This window comes from Saccharothrix sp. CB00851 (genome assembly GCF_001905065.1).
GTDB lineage: Bacteria > Actinomycetota > Actinomycetes > Mycobacteriales > Pseudonocardiaceae > Actinosynnema.
The window spans coordinates 164,583-185,045 of the sequence record NZ_LWLC01000003.1 but is presented as its reverse complement, the minus strand read 5'-3'; the positions used below and the strand labels follow the sequence as shown (position 1 = coordinate 185,045).

Genomic DNA, 20,463 nt, shown 5'->3' with positions numbered 1-20,463 from the left:
GTGTCACGCGGTGCCGGGCAGCCGACCGAGCCGCCACCCGGCGGTTGCCCAGCACACGCCCCAGACCAGGAAGAACGGTGACCACAGCAGCAAGTCCCACCACGCCAGCATCCGGGCCAACTCGGCGTGCTCGGGCGGCGGCGCGCTGATGCCGGTCAGGACCAGCGCGTCGCCGACGAAGCCGAACCCGGCCACACCGATCGACCGGGCGATCATGAAGATGCCCAACACCCAGGCGACCACCCTCAGCAGGCGCGGCAGGACCGTGCCCCGGACGGTGGCCAGCGCCACGACGACACCCACCACCGCCGCAGCGGCCAGCACCCAGTGGCTCGTCACGAAGAAGGGATCGCGGGCGAGCAGCCGGTCACGCAGGTGCGGCGGCAGGGGGTCCTTGTCCGCCAACGCGTTGGCGCCCAACGCCTGGGCGAGCTTCATCGAGCCGTAGGCCGCCGCGCACGCCGCCGCGCCGTACCCGCCCAGCCGCGCCCGGTCAGGCCGCGACACGCTTCGTCCCCGTCACGTAGGACCGCACCATCTCCACGCACAGCCCGCCGACCACGAGCCCCAGCACGCCGTGGTACCACCGCCAGCCCACGGCCAGACCGATGAACCCGTCCAGCACCATGATCCCGGCGCCACCCACCACCGCCAGCGCCATGACGGCCAACACCACCAGCATCAACGTCCGCGGCACCTTGCGCAGCACCCACGGCGTGACGGTCGCGAGGGCGACGCACGCGCCCGCCAACCCGGACGCGGAGGCGAACCACTGCGCCACGGCCGGGTCCAGGAAGTAGGCCTCGGTCTCGGCGGCCGACACGGGAGGCCCGCCCGGGAACCCGAGCCGGGCCTGCGCGGCGAACACGGCTTTGCCCGCGGCATACCCGAGGAACAGCAACGCCAAGGTGTACGCCGGCCAGCGCCGCCGGCGCTCGGGATCAACCATGGCCCGACGATAGGGCCGCGGGAACCGCCGCATCCCCGATCATGAGGAATGCGACGGTTCCCGCGGGTGTCCTCTCAGCCGGACGCGGTGGCGGCTGAGAGCCGGTCGAACCGCTCTCAGACCCGGCAGGGGCTCCCGCCGGGCTCGGTCGGCTCGACGTTGGCCCTCGCCTCACCGAGCACCACGTCGGTCAGCAGGGTGTCCAGCGCGAACGCCCGCTGCACCACGCTGGTCGACGTGGTGGTGGTGCTGTTGAGCTGCAACGACCCGATCACCAACGGGATGGTCAGCGGCGCGCTGCCCACGGCGATCTGGACCCCGTTGATCCGCAGGCTCGCGATTTGCGACGAACCGGCGAACACCGGGTTGAGGTTCGCGTCGCACGTCACCGAGGCGTTCGCCTGGATGACGCCCACCTCGATGGTCACCAGCAGGCTGCTGATGCGGGTGTAGTCGACCCGGGCACTGGACACCGCGCCGTCACCGGGTGCCGGCGGCGTGGCGAGCAGGTCGTCCGGTGTCTGGTCGGTGCTCGCGGTCAACGCGTTGGCCCGCACGGTCAGGATGCCCGCCGACAGGTTCACGTTAGCCACGTTCTCGTAGTCGTCGACGCACGGCACGTCCGGCGGGTTGGCCCGCGCCACCACGATCCCGGCCAGGTTCAGCGCGGTCGCCTGGCAGGAGAACACGCCGGTCCGCTCCGAGGTCTTGATCCGCAGGTCCGACAGCACCGGGCTGTCACCGGACGGGCTCGCCGTCAACGTCGCCCGCACCTCGATGTACCGGCCGACCCGGGCGAACTCCACCCCGTTGGCCACCGGCGTGAACGCCTCGCCGGCCAGCCCCGCCTCGGTGTCGGACGTGCGGGCCTCCACCGTGATCGACGTGCCCGGCGGGACGCTGCCCTGCGCCTCGGTGTTCCAGGTGACCGTGCCCCAGGTCTGGCCCGCGACACCGCCGTCCTGCACCACCGACCACGTGCCGACCGGTGCGGTGATCTCGCCGAGCACCGAACCGGTCATGTCGCTGTAGTTGTACGGCCCGGCGCCGGCACCGAGGTCGACGGTCAGGTCGACCGCGCCGACGGTGAACCCGCCGTTGCCGACCGGACCGGCGGCCGGGTCGATGCGCTGGGCGTTGTTGGAGTTGATGTTGGTGACCCACACCTTGCCGTTGGTGTCGACCGCGACGCCGGTGGGGCCGTTGCCGCCGGGCAGGACCACGTTGCCGACGAACGTGCCGTCGGTGCGCAGGTGGCCGACCGTGTTCGTGCCGTTGTCGAGCGCGTGGGCGACCCAGACGTTGCCGTCCCGGTCGACCGCGACGCCCTGGGCGCGGGGGTGGCCGTGCGGGAAGGTGCCGAGGACGTTGCCCGCCGGGTCCAGCTTGACCGTGTTGCCCGAGTTGACCTGGGTGTGCCAGATCTCGCCGGTCACCGGGTCCATGCCCAGGCCGTAGTCACCGTGCGAGGCGTCCAGGCAGGCGCCCGTGCCGGTGCCCGGCTCGTACCGCAGCAGGTTGGCGCCGAACCGGGCCGACCACAGCGTGCCCGCCTGGTCGACCAGGCCGCCGTAGCCGCCGCAGCCGAAGCTGACCGGCGCGGTCAGCGGCGAGCCGTCGACGCCGGAGATCTTCTGGTGCTGGGTGTTGGAGCCACCGGTCCAGAGGTCGTTGTTGGCGTCCACGGCCACCGTGCGGGTGTTGGTGCCCGCGACCCGGCTGTAGGTGATCAGGCACTCGTCGGCCGCCGTGGTGACGCCGCCGTTGGCGTCGGCACCGCCCGCGTTGGTCCACGGCCGGATGTCGCCGAGGCCGCGTGACGTGGCGTACAGGCCGTCCTGGTCGCGGTCGACGCAGGTGTTGTAGCCGAACGGGCCTTTCAGGTAGTCGCCGGCGGGGTTGGGCGTGCCGTCGGCGTTGGTCCGGGTGCCGCCGCGGATGACGCCGACCCGGGTCACCGACCCACGACCGCCGTCCGCCTCGTTGCGGTTGGACAGCCAGGTGTTGCCGAGCTTGTCCACGGTGGTGCGGGACGGGTTGCGGCCCTGGCCGTCCGGCGCGGACAACCACTCGCCGACGATCTCGCCGGTGTTCACGTCGATGCGGACCATCGTGCCGCGCGCGGAGGCGGCGACGTTGACGTAGGGGAAGAACACGCTCTGGCGGTTGAGCTGGAGCTGGTCGTTGTTCGGGGCGTCGTGGTTGACGTCTTGGAGCACGCCCTGGTCGAAGTCGGCGTCCAGCGTGTAGAGCACGTCCTCGCCGGAAACGGGGGCGGCGGACGCCGACGGAGTGCCGACGAGGGGGATCAGGAGCGTGCCGACGGCAGCCAGCACTAGGGATCTTCGCGGGTGACGCATGGATCTGCCCTTCATTCGGGGTTCGGCAGGCATTCGGGCATTTCCGTCACGTGACAACCGGGTGTCGAAGGCCGGCGGGCACCCGTTACCGCACCCGGAAAGGTGAGTAGACGATTCGGCAGAAATCGGGTCCGGGATTCATCCCTTTCCGAGCGCGGACCGTCCGAACGGCCCAGTGTCAGGCTCCGCGAAGGTGAGCGTGGACGGTGTCGAGTAGGCCGTATGGTGGACTCCCTGGGCTGGTCCGGGCGCATCCGCCCGGTGTCGCCGTCAACCGGCCGGACCCGGCCGGACCCGGCCGACATTCCTCCTGGCTCGGCATACGTAGGCCGCCGGTCGTGCTCGTCGGATTCGTCGCGCCGCTGATCGCGAGCAGGCGCGGCGCTACGGGCGGCGCAATTTCGTCAACCTGAGCCGTTCGTCGTCGGAAAGTGCCGAATCGGTCAAAACGCGCACACCGCGCGCGCCGATCGGCTGGCCGTTCACCGAAGTCACCCAATTGGTCGGCACATCGGTGAACAAGGTGACTTCCGGCGTATCGGCGAAATGGCCGTAACCCAACACCGTCGACCGGCTCACGCTCGGGCCGTTGAGCACCACGTAATCCTGGTCGGCCGGCCCCGGGTCATCCACCCACGGCACCTCGTCACCCAGCGTCCAGCCGCCGACGCCGCCGTAGCGCAGCAGGAACGTGCGGGCGTGGTGGATCGTGACCACGTAGTGGTGGTCGCAGTCCGGGTCGACGGGCACGGGCGTGCGGGTGAAGTTCAGGCCGTAGGAGACGCCCGCCGCGCGCAGGCTGCGCGAGAACGCGGCCAGGTCGCCGCCGCTCGTGCTGATCGCCCGCGACAGCGCCGACCACGCGCCGGTGGCCGTCTGGTTCGGCAGGCGGGCACCCGGCCACGGGTCCCGAATGGTCATGCCACCCCAGATGAGGCGCACGGCGGGGGCCGGCCAGACATTGTCGCGCTCACCCCGGTAGAGGGTCATGTCCGGCATGGGAAATACTCCTCGCGAGGAATTCGTGAAGAGGAATCGGCTCCGATCCTACGCTGAGTAGGAGGAAGCGCGGACGAATTCACCGCCAAGGAGTACCGGGCCGCGAAAATACGGTGTTAAAAGGGGGAATATGCAGTGTCGTGTGCGGTGGGGCACCGCCGAGCGGGCGAAGGGGCCCGCCGCTGGGCAGCGGCGGGCCCCTCCGGGGTGTCACGACGGGTGGACCGTCCGGGCTAGCGCGGGAACAGGTCCCGGTACGAGCCCTGCGTCTGCACGTTCAACTCGCCGACGCGGATGGCCTTCGCCGTCGCGGTCCGCGGGTCGCGGATGTCGAGCACGTCGAAGCCCTTGGCCATGTCGGACGAGAAGATGTAGCCGTTGTAGTAGTACGCCGACCACGAGCCGCCGCCCGCGCCGTTGGGCAGCGGACCGCGCTCGAACCAGCCGATCTCCTTGGGGTTGCGGGAGTCGGTGAAGTCCCAGATCGAGATGCCGCCCTGGTACCACGCCTGCACCATGATGTCGCGACCCTGCACCGGGATCAGCGAACCGTTGTGCGCCACGCAGTTCTCCGTGTCGCCCTGGGTCCGGGAGATCTTGTAGTACGAGCGGAACTCCAGCTCCCGGTCGTCACCGCGTCCGGTGATGTCGTAGATGCCGTCCGCGCCGCGGGTCGGACCGATCTTCTCGTTGCAGGTCGGCGCGCCGCCGCCACCGAGCTCGTCGGTGAAGACGACCTTGGTGCCCTCGTTGTTGAAGGTGGCCGAGTGCCAGAACGCGAAGTTCACGTTGTCCTGGACGCGGCTGATCTCGCGGGGCCGCTCCCGGTCGGAGATGTTCCACAGCACGCCGTCACCCATGCAGGCGCCGGCCGCGAGGTCCTTCGACGGGTACACGGTGATGTCGTGGCAGCCCGAGGTGGCGCGGACGTAGCCCTCCTCGATCGTGCCGTCACGGCCGGGGTTGCCGCCGTCCGGGAACAGCACGGTCTCGCTGAGCAGCGAGGCCGACGCCGGGTCCTTCAGCGGCACCTTGACGATGCTGATCAGGTCGTGCGGCGGCTGGCAGTCCGGGAAGTTCGCGTTCGGCCCGTACGACGAGACGTACAGGTAGACGTTCTTGCCCTTCTTGTCAGGCACCAGCGTGTGCGTGTGCGAACCGCACTTGGTCTCGACCGCGGCGACGTACTTCGGGTTCTTCTTGTCGCTGATGTCGAAGATCTTGATGCCCTCCCACGCGTCCTTGTTGGTCGCGGAGAGCGGCGTGCTGGCGCAGGAGTTGTCGCTGCGCGAGGAGTCGGTGGACAGGAAGAGCAGGTTGTCCTTGACCGAGATGTCGTTCTGCGAGCCCGGGCACCAGACCGTGCTCACGATGGAGGGCTTGCGCGGCCGGCGGATGTCGTAGATGACGAAGCCGTCGTAGTTGCCGTCGAACGCGTAGCCGTTCTGGAACGCCAGGTCGGACCACGTGGACGAGGCGGTGAAGGGCGCCGGCTTCGGCAGGTTCGCCAGGTGCTTGATGTTGCGGGTGTGGCGGATCTCGTCGACGCCGGGCAGGCCGGTGGCCGCCTGCTCCTGGCTCGACAGCTGCGTCTCGGACAGTCCGGCCAGGTCCGCGTCGTCCGGCGCCGCGGTCGCCTGCGGCGCCCAGGCCACGACCGACAGGCTGAGCGCGAACGCGCCCAGGACCGCCGCCGGCCTTCTGCGGCGGCGGGTCACTTCACGTACTTCCACTTCAGGTTCCCCTTCCAACCCGGTGCAGGGTCCGCAGTATCACCCGTTCGCAAGGCTAAGTACCAGACCCGATCGTCGGTAAATTTCTGACTTCCGGCAGGTGGGACCGCCGGGTACGTTGGCGGCCGACCGGAGGTTCTAGGGGGTAGCGGGATGCGGATCGTGTTCGTCGCGGTGTTGGTGGCCGTCCTGGCGGGCTGTACGTCCCAGCCGGACGACCAGCCTCCGATCATCGCGCCGCAGGGGCCCGGTGAGCAAGCGAAAACCTTGGCGCCCGAGGATTTCGGCACCGATCGCTGGGTCGCGCCGAGTGATGCGGACCTGCAGTACGTGGCCCGCATGATCGTCCACCACCGACAGGCGCTGGAGATGACCGCCCTGGCGCCGGAACGCGCCCAGAACGAGACCGTGCGCGGCCTGGCGTCGCGCATCCACGACACCCAGGGTCCGGAAATCGCCGCGATGGAGCAGTGGCAGCGGCAGTACGCGGAGAACGCGCCCGCGCACGGCCACGGCACCCAGCTGCCGGAGGTCGACCACCGGTCGATGCCGGGCATGGCCACCGACGAGCAGTTGGCCGCGTTGAAGGCGGCGCGCGGCGCGGACTTCGACCGGCTCTTCCTCCAGCTGATGATCGCCCACCACGAGGGTGCCGTCCGGATGGCGATCGAGGTCCTGTCGTCGGGCCGTGACGTGCGGGTCGAGGAGATGGCCAACGACGTGGCCGTGTCGCAGACCGACGAGGTCGAGCGGATGAAGGCCATCACCATCCCCTGACCCCCGCGTGTCCTACCTCCCGAACGCGAGAGTCCAACGCTCAGAACGCGAGAGTCCAACGCTCAGGACCCCTGAATTCAACGTTCAGGTGCACCCCTGAGGGCGGCTCGGGGTGGTCTAAGGGAAGATCAACCGATCGGTTGATGCGAGGTGTGGCCCGCCGTGTGATCCGGTCGGACGCCGTCGCGACGACGCTGGTGGCATGGCAATCATCGAGGTGGAAGACCTCGTCAAGACCTACGACCGGAAGGTCGCCGTGGACGGTGTCTCGTTCACCGTCGACGAAGGGGAGATCTTCGGCATCCTCGGCCCGAACGGGGCGGGGAAGACGACGACCGTGGAGTGCGTGGAGGGCCTGCGCTCCCCGGACGGCGGCACGATCAGGGTCGACGGCCTGGACCCCCGACGTGACCGGGCGGAGCTGCGCACCCGGCTGGGCGCGCAGCTGCAGCAGAGCGACCTGCCCGACCGCATCCGGGTCGGCGAGGCGCTGGACCTGTACGCGTCGTTCTACCGCGACCCGGCCGACTGGCGGGAGCTGCTGGCACGCCTGGGCCTGGCCGACCGCGCCAAGACCGAGTACCGCAAGCTCTCCGGCGGCCAGAAGCAGCGCGTCTCCATCGCGCTGGCGCTGATCGGCAAGCCCAAGGTCGCCGTGCTGGACGAGCTCACCACGGGCCTGGACCCGCAGGCGCGCCGCGACACGTGGGAACTGGTCGAGCAGGTCCGCGACACCGGCGTCACGGTCGTCCTGGTCACCCACTTCATGGAAGAGGCCGAGCGGCTGTGCGACCGGCTCGCCCTGATCGACGCGGGCAAGCTGGTCGCGGTCGACAGCCCCGCCGGGCTCGTGTCCCGGGTGGACGGTGAGCAGCGGGTCCGGTTCCGGCCCGCCACGCCGTTCGACGTGGCGCTGCTCGCGGACCTGCCCGAGGTCACGCAGGTCGAGCGGCACGGTCCGCAGCTCGTCGTGACCGGCACGGGCAACCTGCTGCACGCCGTCACGTCCGTCCTCGCCCGCAACCAGATCGTCGCCGCCGACCTGCGCATCGAGCAGGCGGGCCTGGACGACGCCTTCATCCGCCTCACCGGCCGCAAGCTCTCGGAGTAACCGCATGCTGAAGATCGTCAACACCGAGTGGAAGCTGTTCCTGCGCGAGCCGAGCATGGTCGTGTTCGCCGTCCTCTTCCCGGCCATCCTGCTGCTGGTGCTCGGCGCGATCCCCGCGTTGCGCACCCCCGACCCGAACTTCGACAACCAGCGGTTCATCGACGCCTACATGTCCTCGCTGGTCGTGGTCACGCTGGCGTTCCTGGGGCTGAACAAGCTGCCCACCACGGTCGCCACCTACCGCGAGAAGGGCGTGCTGCGCCGCTTCTCCACCACCCCGGTCCACCCGGCACGCCTGCTGGTGGCGCAGGTGCTGGTCAACCTGATCGCGGGCGTGATCTCGATCGTGCTGCTCATGGTCGTGGGCCGGGCGGTGTTCGACATCGACCTGCCGCACCACCCGCTCGGTTTCCTGGTGACGTTCCTGCTCGGCATGCTGTCGCTGTCCGCCATCGGCCTGCTGGTCGCGGCCTGGGCGCCGAACGCGCGGACCGCCGGCGGTTGGGCGACCGTGGTGTTCATGCTGGTCATGTTCTTCGGCGGCGTGTACCTGCCCCGGTTCCTGCTGCCGGACTTCCTCAACACCATCGGCGAGTACCTGCCGCCGGGCGTCGAGGCGTTGCAGGAGTCGTGGCTGGGCGCCGCGCCGGACCCGGTGCACCTCGGCGTGCTGGCGCTGGTCACGGTGGCGGCGGGTACCGTCGCGGCGAAGTCGTTCCGCTGGGAGTGAGGGGTGCGCGTGGGCAGGGCCGATCTCGACGACTGGGAGAAGCGCCTGGACGCCGTCGGGCACCTCATCCCGTACTTCGTGCTGGTCCTGCCGACCGCCGTCTACCTGGCGCTCGAACCGGACCCGTGGCAGACCCAGGTGGTCAACGTCGGCATCGCGGCAGCCACCGGCCTGTGGATGCTGTGGTGGTTCACCCTGCACCCGGGCTGGCGGTCGAGGACCGGGCTGATGGCGGTGTTCTTCGTCGGCGTCCTGGTGGCGTACGCGGTGCTGGGGCTGCGTGAGCCGATCTTCGGGTTCTTCTCCTTCGCCGGGTACGTCTACGCGATCGAGGTGCTGCCCGGCCGGTGGAAGTTCGCCGGGGTGGTCGCCAACGGCGTGCTGGCGGCCACGTCCCTGCACGGCGGCCTGCCGGCGGCGGAGTTCGGCGCGATCGCGATCTACCTGGCGATCGTGCTGGTCATCGTGACGATCGCCGGTACGTTCACCATGCTCGGCCTGGTCACCACCGAGCAGTCGCGGCGGCGCAAGGAGATGGTCGCCGACCTGGCCGCGATGATGGAGGAGAACGCCGGTCTGCACGCCCAGTTGCTGATCCAGGCGCGCGAGGCCGGTGTGCTGGACGAGCGGCAGCGGTTGGCGCGGGAGATCCACGACACGCTCGCCCAGGGCTTCGCCGGCATCATCACGCAGCTGCAGGCCGACGAGAACCCGCCGCGGCACGTCGAGACCGCGTTGCGGCTGGCGCGGGAGAACCTGGCCGAGGCCCGTCGTTCGGTGCACGCCCTGCGCCCGCCGGCGCTGGTGGACGCGAACCTGCCGGACGCGTTGGCCGAGGTCACGGCGGGCTGGACGGATCAGACCGGGGTGGCCGCGTCCCTCCACACGACTGGTGCGGCGCGCGCTCTGCACCCCGAAGTGGAGGTGACGTTGCTGCGTGCCGCGCAGGAGGCGTTGTCGAACGTCGCCAAGCACGCGCGCGCTTCCCGAGTCGGGTTGACCTTGTCGTACATGGAGGACGTGGTGACGTTGGACGTGCGCGACGACGGCGCGGGGTTCGACCCGGAGGCGCGGACGGACGGGTTCGGGCTGGTCGGCATGCGGCAGCGGGTGTCCCGCCTGGCGGGCGCGCTGGTCGTGGAGTCCGAGCCGGGCGGCGGCACGGCGGTGTCGGCGTCGGTGCCCGCGATCCCCGCCGAGGTGGCGCCGTGATCCGCGTGGTGATCGTGGACGACCACCCGGTGGTGCGCGACGGGCTGCGCGGGATGCTCGCGAGCACCGGTGACGTCGACGTGGTGGGTGAGGCGGCGGACGGCGAGGAGGCGGTGACCGTGGTGCGGGCGCTGCGGCCGGACGTCGTGCTGATGGACCTGCGGATGCCCGGCGTGGACGGCGTCACGGCCATCGAGCGGCTGCGCGACTGTCCGACCCGGGTGCTGGTGCTGACCACGTACGACACGGACAGTGACGTGCTGCCCGCGATCAAGGCGGGTGCGACGGGGTACCTGTTGAAGGACACGCCTCGTGAGGAGCTGTTCCGGGCGGTGCGTTCGGCGGCCAGGGGAGAGGCGGTGCTGTCACCGTCCGTGGCGACCAGGCTGGTGGGTCAGGTGCGGCAGCCCGTGGCGGAGCCGTTGAGCGACCGCGAGGTGGAGGTGCTCGGCCTGATCGCGCGCGGCAGCACGAACCGCGAGGCGGCGGCGAAGCTCTTCATCAGCGAGGCGACGGTGAAGACGCACTTGGTGCACGTCTACGCGAAGCTCGGCGTGAAGGACCGCGCCGCCGCCGTGGCGGTGGCCTACGAACGGGGACTGCTAGGCGCTTAGCCGCGCCGCCGCGGCAGGTCCCACGATCGCGAACGCCAGTGCGGCCGAGACTTCGGTCCTCCCGATGTGCGTGAGGACGACCAGCATGTCCCCCTTGTTCAGCACGAGCTGGCACAGGTACGTGTCGTCGGACTTGTGGAAGCACATCGCGAACTGCGCGTCCGCGTGCAGGTCGACCACGGTCAGCTCGCCCACGGGGGTGTAGGTCTCGGCATTGAGTTCGGAGGGCGGGCAGTCCAGCGAGGCCCGTGCGAGGTCGACGGTCTCCTCGGCGGCGCCGGGCCGGCGGTACGGGATGATCGTCTGCACCACGGCCGCGCCCTTGGCGGTTCCCCAGTAGTGGGTTTCCTGGACCGTTGCCATGGCACCATCGGTCGCCAGCTCCTGCGGGCAGATCACGACGAAGCCCATGCCTTCCGGGTCGCTGCCCTTCGGCTGGAAACCGAGCGGCGCGAGCTCGTCGTCGGGGATGCGTGCCGCGGTGACCTGGGCCTGGAGCGCGGCCGGGTCGGGCTTCACCTCCGTGGTCGTGCTCGACGGCGGTGACGCCGCCGCCGGTGCCTGTGCCGTGCAGCCGACCAGCGCCAACAGCACGAACAAGAGCCCCCCCGAGTCGCATGAGGACGAACGCTATGACACCGAGCCCGGGTATGCGCTCCAGTCGCCCCTGAGCCGGGCCATGACGTCCTTCCCGTGCCGGTGGGCGCGTTCGGCCGGGCGAAGCCGGCGAGCACGGCCCCGCCGAACGCTTTCGAGTCGGTGTTCTCAGTGCTCCGGTCAGCACCTGCGGCTCGTGGCCGCTCCGGGGTACGTCGTCTGCTCGGGTTCCGCCTCCGGGGTTTCCTCCGGCTAGTAGTCGATGCGGTCGGTGCGGGACAGCCACGCCGCGAACGGCGCGGTGTCCTCGCCCGTGGAGAGCTGGTGCACCGGCAGGCTCCAGGTCTCGCGGGGCCTGCCGAACAGCTCGTGGAACTCGCGGTCGTCGAACCCGGCCGCGGCGGCGTCGTGCCGGTCGGCGGCGTAGACGACCCGGTCCACCCGGGCCCACAGCGCGGCGGACAGGCACAGCGGGCACGGCTCGCACGAGGACACGAGCACGCAGCCGGTGAGTCGGAAGTCGCCGATGGCCTGGCACGCCGTCCGGATCGCGACCACCTCGGCGTGCGCGGTCGGGTCGAGCGTCGGGGTCACCTGGTTGGTGCCGGTGGCGATCACCTCGCCGGCCCGGATGATCACCGCGCCGAACGGTCCGCCGCCTTCGGCGACGTTGCGGGTGGCGAGCTCGATCGACTCGCGCAGCCAGGTGTGCTCGGGGGACACGGACGTGGTCATGGGGTACTCCTCGGGGCGTGCGCGAACGCACCACGGTGGCCGCGTCGTTCGGGACGGGGACGGGCGCGGGGATCGAATGCCGGATCGGGGGCCGGATCAGGTGCCGGTGATGTGCTCCGGTCGCACGGGCACGCGGGTCAGGGCGAGGCCGGTGGCGGCGCGGATGGCCGCGACGATCGCCGGGGTGGAGGAGATCGTGGGCGGCTCACCGACGCCGCGCACACCGTAGGGTGCGTTCGGGTCGGCGAGTTCGAGCACGTCGATGCTCATCGGCGGCATGTCGAGCACGGTCGGGATGAGGTAGTCGGTGAACGACGGGTTGCGCACCTTGCCGCCCTCGACCTGGATCTCCTCCATCACGGCGAGGCCGAGGCCCTGCGCCGACCCGCCCTGGATCTGGCCCAGCACGGCCTGCGGGTTGAGCGCCTTGCCGACGTCCTGCGCGCAGTCCAGCTCGACCACCTTCACCAGGCCGAGCTCCACGTCCACGTCCACCACGGCGCGGTGCGCGGCGAACCCGTACTGGACGTGGGCGTTGCCCTGCCCGGTCTCGGGGTCGATGGGCTCGGTGGCCCGGTGCCGCCACTCCACGGTCTCGTCGATCACCTCGTCGCCCAGCAGCCCGGCCAGGTCCACGTCTGCCGGGTCGCGGCCGCCGGCGAGCTTGGCGAGCTTCTCCCGGACAGCCGCGCACGCGGCCTTCACCGCGCCGCCGGTCACGTAGGTCTGGCGGGAGGCGGAGGTCGAGCCGCCGTTGCCGATGCTGGTGTCCATCGGCAGGATCGTCACCCGCTCCACGCCCAGCTCGGTGCGCACGATCTGCTGCATGATCGTCACCAGGCCCTGGCCGACCTCGGCCGCCGCCGTGTGCGCCAGCGCGGCCGGTTCGCCGTTGATCACCTGCAGCCGGACGCGCGCGGTGGAGTAGTCGTCGTAGCCCTCGGAGAAGCAGATGTTCTTGATGCCGACGGCGTAGCCCACACCGCGCACCACTCCTTCGCCGTGCGTGGTGTTGGAGACGCCGCCGGGCAGGTCCCGCAGGTCGACGGTGGTCGACAGCGGCGGCATCGGCTTGTCCCGCACCAGCTTCAGCAACTGCGCGACGGGCGCGGCCGAGTCGACCACCTGCCCGGTAGGCATGACCGAGCCCTCGCTCATCGCGTTGACGATCCGCACGTCGACCGGGTCCAGGCCCAGGGCCTCGGCGAGCTTGTCCATCTGGGACTCGTAGGCGAATCCGGCCTGCACCGCGCCGAAACCGCGCATCGCGCCGCACGGCGGGTTGTTCGTGTAGACGCCCCAGCAGTCGACGGTCACGTTGTCCACGTCGTAAGGGCCGATGCCGAGCGTGGCCGCGTTTGCCACCACAGCGGACGTGCTGGAGGCGTACGCGCCGCCGTCGAGGTAGATCCGCGCCTTGACGTACACGAGCTTGCCGGTGCGGTCCGCGCCGTGCTCGTAGTACAGCACCGCCGGGTGCCGGTGCACGTGTCCGTAGAACGACTCCTCGCGGTTGTAGACCATCTTCGTCGGCTTGCCCGTGTGCAGCGCGAGCAGGCACGCGTGCACCTGCATGGACAGGTCCTCGCGCCCGCCGAACGCGCCGCCGACACCGGACAGCGTCAGCCGGACCTTCTCCAGCGGCAGACCCAGTGCCGCCGCGACCTGGCCCTGGTCGACGTGCAGCCACTGGGTGGCGATGTAGAGGTCGACGCCACCATCCTCGGCGGGCACGGCCAGGCCGGACTCGGGGCCGAGGAACGCCTGGTCCTGCATGCCGACCTCGTACCGGCCGGTGACCACGACCTCGGCCGCCGCCTGCTGGTCACCCCGCCGCACGGGCACGTGCCGCACGAGGTTGCCGCCGGGGTGCAGCGGCGTGTCGTCGACCGCCGTCTCCATGTCCACGACCGGCGTGAGCACCTCGTACTCGACCTTGATGCGCTTCATCGCGCGCTGCGCGGTCTCCGGGTGGTCGGCACCGACCAGGGCGACCGGTTCACCCTGGTAGCGCACGACGTCCTCGGCGAGCACCGGCTGGTCCTTGTGCTCCAGGCCGTACCGGTTCTGCCCGGGCACGTCCCGGTGCGTGAGCACGGCGTACACGCCGGGCACCCGCAGGGCTTCGGTCAGGTCGATCGAGAGGATCCGCGCGTAGGGGTGCGGGCTGCGCAGGGTCGCGCCCCAGATCATGTCCTCGTGCCAGAGGTCCGAGGCGTAGGCGAACTCGCCGCGCACCTTAAGGTTCCCGTCCGGCCGCTGGGGGCTGAAGCCGATGCCACCGGGGACGGCGGAGGTCAGTTCGGCGGGGGTGAGGCTCATCGCTTCCCCTTCAGTCGCTCGGCGGCGGCGCGCAGGTCGCGCGCGAGATCGGTTTCGGAGGCGGTGCGCAGTTCGCCGTCGTCCACCACGGTCCGGCCGCCCACCAGCAGGAGCTTGAGCTTCGGCTGCGGTCCGAGGACCAGGGCGGCGACCGGGTCGTCGATGCCCGCGTGGTCGAGACCGTCGAGCCGCCACACGGCCAGGTCGGCGAGCTTGCCCGGTTCGAGGGAGCCGATCTCGTGCTCACGGCCGAGGCAGCGCGCGCCGCCCATGGTGCCCAGCCACAGCGCCTGGCGGACGTCCAGCGCCCGCGGGCCGCCGCGCTGCCTGGCCTGCAGCAGGGCTTGGTGCAGCTCCTCGACCATCCCGCCGGACTCGTTGGACGCCGCGCCGTCGACGCCGAGGCCGACCGGGGCGCCCGCCTCGAGCAGGTCGCGGACCGGGGCGATACCGGTGCCCAGCCGGCCGTTGGAGGTGGGGCAGTGCGCGCTGCCGGTGCCGGTGGCGCCCAGCCGCTTCACCGCATCGGGTGACAGGTGCACGGTGTGCGCGAGCCACACGTCGTCACCGAGCCAGCCGAGGCGCTCGGCGTACTCGGTGGGCGTGCAGCCGTACTCGGCCTGGCACTGGTCCTCCTCGTCGACGGTCTCGGCGAGGTGGGTGTGCAGCCGGACGCCCTTGGCGCGGGCCAGTTCCGCCGCGCCGGTCATCAGCTCGGCGCTGACCGAGAACGGCGAGCACGGCCCGACAGCCACCCGCACCAGAGCGTCCGGGCTCGTGTCGTGGTAGTCGGAGATGGCTTTCTCGGTGGCGACGAGGGCGGCCTCGGTGTCCTCGACCAGGTTGTCCGGTGGCAGGCCGCCGTGCGACCGGCCGCGGTCCATCGAGCCGCGGATGGCGTGCAGGCGGATGCCGACGCGCCGGCCCGCCTCCACCAGGGCGGCGAACTGGTCGCCACCTTCGCGCGGGTAGACGTAGTGGTGGTCGGCGGCGGTCGTGCAGCCGGTGGTCGCGAGCTTGGCCAGCCCGGCGGAGGCGGCCGAGTGCGTGATCTCCGCGTCCAGGCCGCCCCACACCGGGTACAGCACGGTCAGCCACTCGAACAGGGTGGCGTCCTGGGCGAGGCCGCGGGTGGCCCATTGGTAGAGGTGGTGGTGGGTGTTGACCAGACCGGGCGTGACGAGGCAGCCGCTGCCGTCGACCCACGTGTGCGGGCCGGTCGGCTTGGGCGCTTGGCCGGGGCCCACGGCGGTGATCCGGCCGTGCTCGATGACGACGTGGCCGAACGCGTGCTCGGTGCCCGCGGCGTCCACGGTGGCCACCGCGACGCCGTCGAGGATGGTCGGCGTCATCGGGCCGAGCTCTCCGGGTCTGCCTTGCGGGTCGCCGCCAGGCGCACGGCGTCGAGGATCTTCTCGTAGCCCGTGCAGCGGCACAGGTTGCCGGCCAGGGCCTCGCGGATCTCCGGGTCGCTCGGTCGTGGCACCCGGTCGAGCAGGTCGTGCGCGGCGACCACCAGACCGGGCGTGCAGAACCCGCACTGCACCGCGCCCGCCTCCACGAACGCCTCCTGGACGGGGTCGAGCCGGTCGCCGTCGGCGAGTCCTTCCACCGTCCGGACCTCGCGGTCCTGCACCTGGCCCGCGGCCACCAGACAGGAGCACACCGGCGTGTTGTCCAGGTACACCGTGCACGAACCGCACTCGCCCTGCTCGCACGCGTTCTTCGAGCCGGGCAGACCCAGCCGGTCCCGGAGCAGGAAGAGCAGGCTCTCGCCCTCCCACACGTCGTCGGCCTGCCTCGGCTCACCGTTCACCGTCACGTTCACGCGCATGGTCAGGCCACCTTCTCGGAGTAGTCGCGCCAGGCCCAGTCGAGCGTGCGGCGGGCCAGCACGGAGAGGGCGTGCTTGCGGTACGCGGCCGAGCCGCGCACGTCGTCGATGGGGCTCGCGGCCTGGGCCACGAGTTCGCCGAACCGCCGCTTCACCGAGTCCAGCAGCGGTTTCGGGGAGTCCCACTGGTTGCTGGCGGTCAGCTCGGCGGACAGGAACTCCTCGGCCGCCGACGCGCGGCGCGGCGTGGGCGCGGCGCTGCCGACCGCGGCGCCGACCCGGTGCTGGTCCGGGTGCAGGGCCACGGCGAACGAGCACACCGCGATCACCATGGCGTTGCGCGTGCCGACCTTGGCGAACTGCTGGGGCGCCCGCGTGGTCGGCACGTGGACCGCCGTGATCAGCTCGTCCGGCTCCAACGCGTGGCGCTTCACGCCCAGGTAGAACTCGGTGGCCGGGATGAGCCGGGTGCCCCTGGTCGAGGCGGCCTCGACGGTGGCGCCGGCGGCGAGCAGCACGGGGTGCGTGTCACCGGCGGGCGAGGCGGCGCCCAGGTTGCCGCCGACCGTGCCGCGGTTGCGGATCTGCGGCGAGCCGACCGTGCGGGACGCCATCGCCAACCCGGGCAGGCGCTCGCCCAGCTCGTCGATGATCCGCGTGTACGGGACCCCGGAGCCGATGCGCACGGTGCCGTGGTCGCCGCCGTCGGTGTCCCAGGAGCGGAGTTCGGCGATCCGGGTCAGGTCCAGCAGGGCGGCCGGGCGGCGGTGGTCGAAGTTCAGCTCCACCATCACGTCCGTGCCGCCGGCGATGGGCACGGCGTCCGGGCGCTGCGCCTTCAGGGCCAGCGCCTCGGCGAGGGTGTCGGGGCGGAGGAAATCCATCGGCTACCTCGGTGAGTGGAGTGCGCGGTGTGTGAGCCAGTACACAGACCGGGGGTGGTGATCGGCTACGGCGGTGCGCATGAATCCCAGGCTCCTACGACGAGTCGATTTGTGCTTTCCTACAAACACGATCGGACGAAGGTAAACCGGTGAGATGACGTGGAGGAGGCGCCCGTGTTGCTGGTTCGGAGCCTGCTCGGGATGCCGGAACTCCGACTTCGCCTCGTCGGCGGTGCCGAGTCCTTGGACAGCCCCGTGACCAGGCTTTACGGCACCGAACTGCCCGACCCGGCCCGCTACCTGTCCGGGGGTGAGCTGGTGCTTTCCGGGCTGTTGTGGCACCGGTCGGCGGCCGATTGTGAAAAGTTCGTCGCTTCCTTGGCGGCGGCCGGGGTCGCCGCGTTGGCGGCCAGCTCACCGGATGCCGGTGAATTGCCCGCGGCGCTGGTGGAGGCGTGTGAACGGCACGGCATACCGCTGTTGGAGGTACCGGTCGACCTGTCGTTCGCGGCCATCACCGAACGCGTGGTGCTGGAGCTGGCGGCCGAACGGGTGGGTGACGCGGGCGCGTTGCTCGGCAGGCACCGGCGGCTGCTGACCGTGGTCGCCGACGGCGGCGGGTTGTCCGAGCTGGTGGCGGCCGGGGCGGCGGAGCTGGACGCGCCGTGCCGGGTGCTGTCCTGCACGGGCCACGTGGTCGCCGGGCCCGAACTGCCGGAGGCGGCGGCGCTGGTGCGGGAGTTCCTGCTGGCCGACCGGCTGCCGAGGGTGGTCCGCGGCACGACGTTGCTGCCGGTGTCCGCGCGCGGCGGGTCGCGGTTGACGTCCTGGATCCTCGTGGTCTCCGGCGACCGCGCGCGGGACGAGGTGGCCGCCGAGCTGGCCAGCCTGGTCGGCGTGGAGCGGGCCCGGGTCGTGCAGGGGCGGGAGATCGAGAACCGCGCCGCCGGGCCCTTGCTGCGGCAGGTGCTCGCCGGTGGCGACGTCGCCGCGCGGATCGCGGCCGTCGGCTGGGACCCCGACGCGCCGCTGCGCGTGCTCGCGGCGTCGGTGTCGGACGGGCAGGTCGAGCAGGCCGTCGCGTTGGTGGAGGAAGTGCTGGCGGCCGTCACGTCGACGTTCCTGGTGGCCGCCGTCGGCGCGGAGGTGTACGCGCTGGCGCCGTCCGGGCCGTGGACGGAGGGGGTGCGGTCGGCGTTGCGGACGCTGGAACCGGGCTTGCGCTCGACCAGGGTGCTGGTCGGGATCTCGTCACCCGTCGGGCACGCGGGGCTGCGCGGCGCGGCGGAGGAGGCGTCGCACGCGAGACGCCTGGGCGAACGGCGGACCGGTCGGACGTGCGTGGTGGCGGGGGAGGAGATCGCCCTGCACCAACTGCTGCTGGCCGGTGTGCCGGAGGAACTGCGCCGCTCGCTGCGCCGACGGCTGCTGGGCCCGGTGCTGGACTACGACGCCGAACACGGCTCGGACCTGGTCGGCACGCTGCGGGTGTTCCTGGACTGCTCGGGCTCGTGGACCACGGCCGCCGCGCGTCTGCACGTCCACGTGAACACCCTGCGCTACCGGGTGGGACGGGTGGAGGACCTGCTCGGCGTGGACCTGTCGGACTTCGCCGAACGTGTCGACCTGTACCTGGCGCTGCAAGCGGGGTGAACCTCGCCGACCGTCGTCCGCGTCCGACATCGCGCTCACTCGCGCAACGGGGACCACGGTGGCCGCGGAACGCGCGTTTCGGCAGGGGCCATCCCCGACCCGCCGCCGCGCAGGCCGGGGATGGCGTCTTCCTCACCGCACCTGCTGCCACGGGACGAGCGTCGGGCGCTGTCCGGTGGCGAGGAACTCCTCGATCGCGACGGTGAGGTCGGCGACCGGGATCTCGCAGTGGGTGGGGAAGTCGATCCCGGCGTACCGGGGACGTCGGCGCGGGCCCTCGCCGAGGCGGTCGAGCGGCTGGTGCACGTCATCGGCGGCCCGCAGTTCGTCCACACCGGACGCGAAGTTCGCCTGGATCACGGTCACTCCCGGCACCGGCGGCCGGAGTTCACGCACTGCACCAGCCGGTTCATGATCTCCTCGGACATCACGTTGGCGAAGTCGTCGTGGTCGGAGAACGGGTTGTGCTCCTCCTGCGGGAACGCGTCGACCGCGTACTGCCCGGCGACCTGGACGTCACGCGGGATGTCGTAGGTCAGGCTGATCCGCAACTGCGGCACCGCCTTGAAGCCGCGCGGGCACTTGCCGTTCTCGTTCGGGTAGACGATGTGGTCGCGGTGGTTGGCGCTGTCGGTGTTCCTGCCGTCCCAGCAGCTGGCGAAGTCGTGGATGCGCTTGACCTTGCTGCCTTCCGGGCAGATCGGGTACTTGTCGATCAGCACCTTGTCCTCGAACCCGGTGCAGGTCCACGACTTGCGGGCGTTCTTCGGGCCGTTCGTGGAGACCTTGGCGTCGCCGTAGAGGACGCGGAGGAACTGCGGCATCGGCTCGACCTTGACGACGGGGCTGCCGCGGAAGGTGATGTCCACGACCTCGGGGCGCTGGATCTCGCCCTCGTTGCCGGGCAGCTCGTTCTCGTCACTGGCGCTCTTGCCGTCACCCTTCTCCGGCGCGTCCGCCTCGGCTTCCTGAGCGGCTTCGGCGACCTTGGCGTCGTTGGCGTCACCGTCCTTCACCGTGCACGGCGCGAGCCTCTTCAGGCGCCGCGGGCGTTCGGCGACCCGGTCGATCGCCTGGACGATGCGGTCGATCGACGCGGTCCGCTTGTCCCGCAACGGCCGGAGCACGGTGTTGTTGACGAAGTCGGGGTCGTCGACGTCCGCCGCGGCCTTCAGCTTCTCGTTGGCCTCCGCGACCTGGTCCTTCATCGCCTGGAGGTTGCGGTCGACCTCGGCCTTGGCCTGACGCGGCACGTTGCGCAGCTTGCGCCGCACGTCAGGGCATTCCACCTCGGCGCCCGCCGGCTCGCCCGGCTCCTCGTCCTCGTTCTCGCGGTCGATCCGCACCACCGGCCAGAAGTAGGCCGACTTGTCGCCGTTCTTGCAGGTGGTGTCGGCTTCGAGCAGGCTCTCGTTGGTGGAGTCGGCGTCGGTCGACACGTTGCCCACGTAGTCGTGCAGGTGCTCGGCGCCGTTGCGGACCCCCGGCTGCGCGATGAAGTTGTCCGGGTTGAAGTGCCCGTTCTCGTTGCGGCCGCAGTCCACGGTGAACGTGCCCGTGCTGGCACCGCGTTGCGGCCGGGGCACCTTCACGTTGCGCTGCTGCTTCGTGATGTCGACGAACAGGGAGATGTCCGCCCCGTCCGCCTGGGCGGTGCCCTGATCGCCGGTGGTGCTGATCGCGACGGCCAGGCCGATCGTGAGCGCCAACCCGGTCACGCCGGCAGTCAGCTTCGTGCGCCGGGAGAAGCGGTGCCGCCCCTGGTTTCGCGTCATGGATGTGTCACCTCGTCGTAGGTACGCGCCTGTGTGCGTTGAACCCCGACCGCCGGTGGGCGGTGGACACACTGGCATACGTACCGCACCCAGTCCGCGACCTGCCCGTTACCCGTTCGTTATCTCGATCGCCCCCTATCTTCGATGTCACTCTCCTGTCCGTTGTCGGACCGCCGGC

At 71.0% G+C, this 20,463-nt stretch carries 19 protein-coding genes; 6 read left to right on the top strand and 13 right to left on the bottom strand.

From position 1 onward, the window contains the following. Nucleotides 1–3 precede the first annotated feature (3 nt). From A6A25_RS06150 to A6A25_RS06130, 5 genes are all read right to left on the bottom strand, one after another. Nucleotides 4–507 carry a DUF3995 domain-containing protein gene (locus A6A25_RS06150; RefSeq protein WP_073886788.1) on the bottom strand — a complete coding sequence of 168 codons (504 nt, stop codon included), beginning with the start codon at nucleotides 505–507 and terminating at the stop codon, nucleotides 4–6. Beyond that, nucleotides 494–949 carry a hypothetical protein gene (locus tag A6A25_RS06145; RefSeq protein ID WP_073886787.1) on the bottom strand — a complete coding sequence of 152 codons (456 nt, stop codon included), beginning with the start codon at nucleotides 947–949 and terminating at the stop codon, nucleotides 494–496. The genes A6A25_RS06150 and A6A25_RS06145 overlap by 14 nt, the downstream gene beginning before the upstream one ends. 116 nt (nucleotides 950–1,065) lie before the next feature. Further along, nucleotides 1,066–3,285, bottom strand: a complete 2,220-nt coding sequence (locus tag A6A25_RS06140; RefSeq protein ID WP_198932583.1) for a hypothetical protein — start codon at nucleotides 3,283–3,285, stop codon at nucleotides 1,066–1,068. Nucleotides 3,286–3,693: 408 nt separating this feature from the next. Beyond that, the gene (locus tag A6A25_RS06135) at nucleotides 3,694–4,308 is read right to left on the bottom strand and encodes a hypothetical protein (RefSeq protein ID WP_073886786.1); all 615 of its coding nucleotides are present in this window, start codon (nucleotides 4,306–4,308) and stop codon (nucleotides 3,694–3,696) included. A gap of 233 nt (nucleotides 4,309–4,541) precedes the next feature. Continuing rightward, entirely contained in the window at nucleotides 4,542–6,041 is a 1,500-nt protein-coding gene (locus A6A25_RS06130) for an LVIVD repeat-containing protein (protein ID WP_073886785.1), read from the bottom strand. A gap of 153 nt (nucleotides 6,042–6,194) precedes the next feature. Here A6A25_RS06130 and A6A25_RS06125 point away from each other — a divergent pair, with 153 nt between their 5' ends. The 5 genes from A6A25_RS06125 to A6A25_RS06105 all read left to right on the top strand — a co-directional run bounded on the left by A6A25_RS06125 (nucleotide 6,195) and on the right by A6A25_RS06105 (nucleotide 10,485). Continuing rightward, nucleotides 6,195–6,818: a DUF305 domain-containing protein gene (locus A6A25_RS06125; RefSeq protein WP_073886784.1), complete on the top strand. Its 624-nt coding sequence runs from the start codon at nucleotides 6,195–6,197 to the stop codon at nucleotides 6,816–6,818. Nucleotides 6,819–7,020: 202 nt separating this feature from the next. Beyond that, entirely contained in the window at nucleotides 7,021–7,929 is a 909-nt protein-coding gene (locus A6A25_RS06120; RefSeq protein ID WP_073886783.1) for an ABC transporter ATP-binding protein, read from the top strand. Nucleotides 7,930–7,933: 4 nt separating this feature from the next. After that, the gene (locus A6A25_RS06115) at nucleotides 7,934–8,659 is read left to right on the top strand and encodes an ABC transporter permease (RefSeq protein ID WP_073886782.1); all 726 of its coding nucleotides are present in this window, start codon (nucleotides 7,934–7,936) and stop codon (nucleotides 8,657–8,659) included. A 9-nt stretch (nucleotides 8,660–8,668) separates the two neighbouring features. After that, entirely contained in the window at nucleotides 8,669–9,871 is a 1,203-nt protein-coding gene (locus tag A6A25_RS06110) for a sensor histidine kinase (protein WP_241828516.1), read from the top strand. Continuing rightward, complete coding sequence (locus A6A25_RS06105; RefSeq protein ID WP_073886780.1) at nucleotides 9,868–10,485, top strand: response regulator; 618 nt, start codon at nucleotides 9,868–9,870, stop codon at nucleotides 10,483–10,485. Before A6A25_RS06110 ends, A6A25_RS06105 begins: the two co-directional genes overlap by 4 nt. On the opposite strand, the gene A6A25_RS06100 is transcribed toward A6A25_RS06105, so the two are convergent. The 6 genes from A6A25_RS06100 to A6A25_RS06075 all read right to left on the bottom strand — a co-directional run bounded on the left by A6A25_RS06100 (nucleotide 10,474) and on the right by A6A25_RS06075 (nucleotide 16,857). After that, complete coding sequence (locus A6A25_RS06100; protein ID WP_073886779.1) at nucleotides 10,474–11,085, bottom strand: hypothetical protein; 612 nt, start codon at nucleotides 11,083–11,085, stop codon at nucleotides 10,474–10,476. The two genes, A6A25_RS06105 and A6A25_RS06100, sit on opposite strands and share 12 nt — an antisense overlap. 249 nt (nucleotides 11,086–11,334) lie before the next feature. Further along, nucleotides 11,335–11,817: a nucleoside deaminase gene (locus tag A6A25_RS06095; RefSeq protein ID WP_073886778.1), complete on the bottom strand. Its 483-nt coding sequence runs from the start codon at nucleotides 11,815–11,817 to the stop codon at nucleotides 11,335–11,337. A gap of 96 nt (nucleotides 11,818–11,913) precedes the next feature. Further along, complete coding sequence (locus A6A25_RS06090) at nucleotides 11,914–14,139, bottom strand: xanthine dehydrogenase family protein molybdopterin-binding subunit (protein ID WP_073886777.1); 2,226 nt, start codon at nucleotides 14,137–14,139, stop codon at nucleotides 11,914–11,916. Beyond that, a complete protein-coding gene (locus A6A25_RS06085; RefSeq protein ID WP_073886776.1) occupies nucleotides 14,136–15,491 on the bottom strand; it encodes an 8-oxoguanine deaminase in 1,356 nt (451 codons plus the stop codon). The genes A6A25_RS06090 and A6A25_RS06085 overlap by 4 nt, the downstream gene beginning before the upstream one ends. Further along, on the bottom strand, nucleotides 15,488–15,973 hold the full coding sequence (locus A6A25_RS06080) for a (2Fe-2S)-binding protein (RefSeq protein WP_073886775.1): 486 nt from the start codon (nucleotides 15,971–15,973) through the stop codon (nucleotides 15,488–15,490). The genes A6A25_RS06085 and A6A25_RS06080 overlap by 4 nt, the downstream gene beginning before the upstream one ends. 2 nt (nucleotides 15,974–15,975) lie before the next feature. Beyond that, entirely contained in the window at nucleotides 15,976–16,857 is an 882-nt protein-coding gene (locus tag A6A25_RS06075) for an FAD binding domain-containing protein (RefSeq protein ID WP_073886774.1), read from the bottom strand. A gap of 174 nt (nucleotides 16,858–17,031) precedes the next feature. On the opposite strand from A6A25_RS06075, the gene A6A25_RS06070 reads away from it, so the two are divergent. After that, nucleotides 17,032–18,510 carry a PucR family transcriptional regulator gene (locus tag A6A25_RS06070; RefSeq protein ID WP_143192980.1) on the top strand — a complete coding sequence of 493 codons (1,479 nt, stop codon included), beginning with the start codon at nucleotides 17,032–17,034 and terminating at the stop codon, nucleotides 18,508–18,510. Between the two features lie 132 nt (nucleotides 18,511–18,642). Here A6A25_RS06070 and A6A25_RS06065 read toward each other — a convergent pair whose 3' ends face one another. Further along, complete coding sequence (locus A6A25_RS06065; protein ID WP_158073686.1) at nucleotides 18,643–18,876, bottom strand: Imm1 family immunity protein; 234 nt, start codon at nucleotides 18,874–18,876, stop codon at nucleotides 18,643–18,645. Then, the gene (locus A6A25_RS06060) at nucleotides 18,873–20,285 is read right to left on the bottom strand and encodes a DUF1996 domain-containing protein (RefSeq protein WP_073886772.1); all 1,413 of its coding nucleotides are present in this window, start codon (nucleotides 20,283–20,285) and stop codon (nucleotides 18,873–18,875) included. Before A6A25_RS06060 ends, A6A25_RS06065 begins: the two co-directional genes overlap by 4 nt. Nucleotides 20,286–20,463 lie beyond the last annotated feature (178 nt).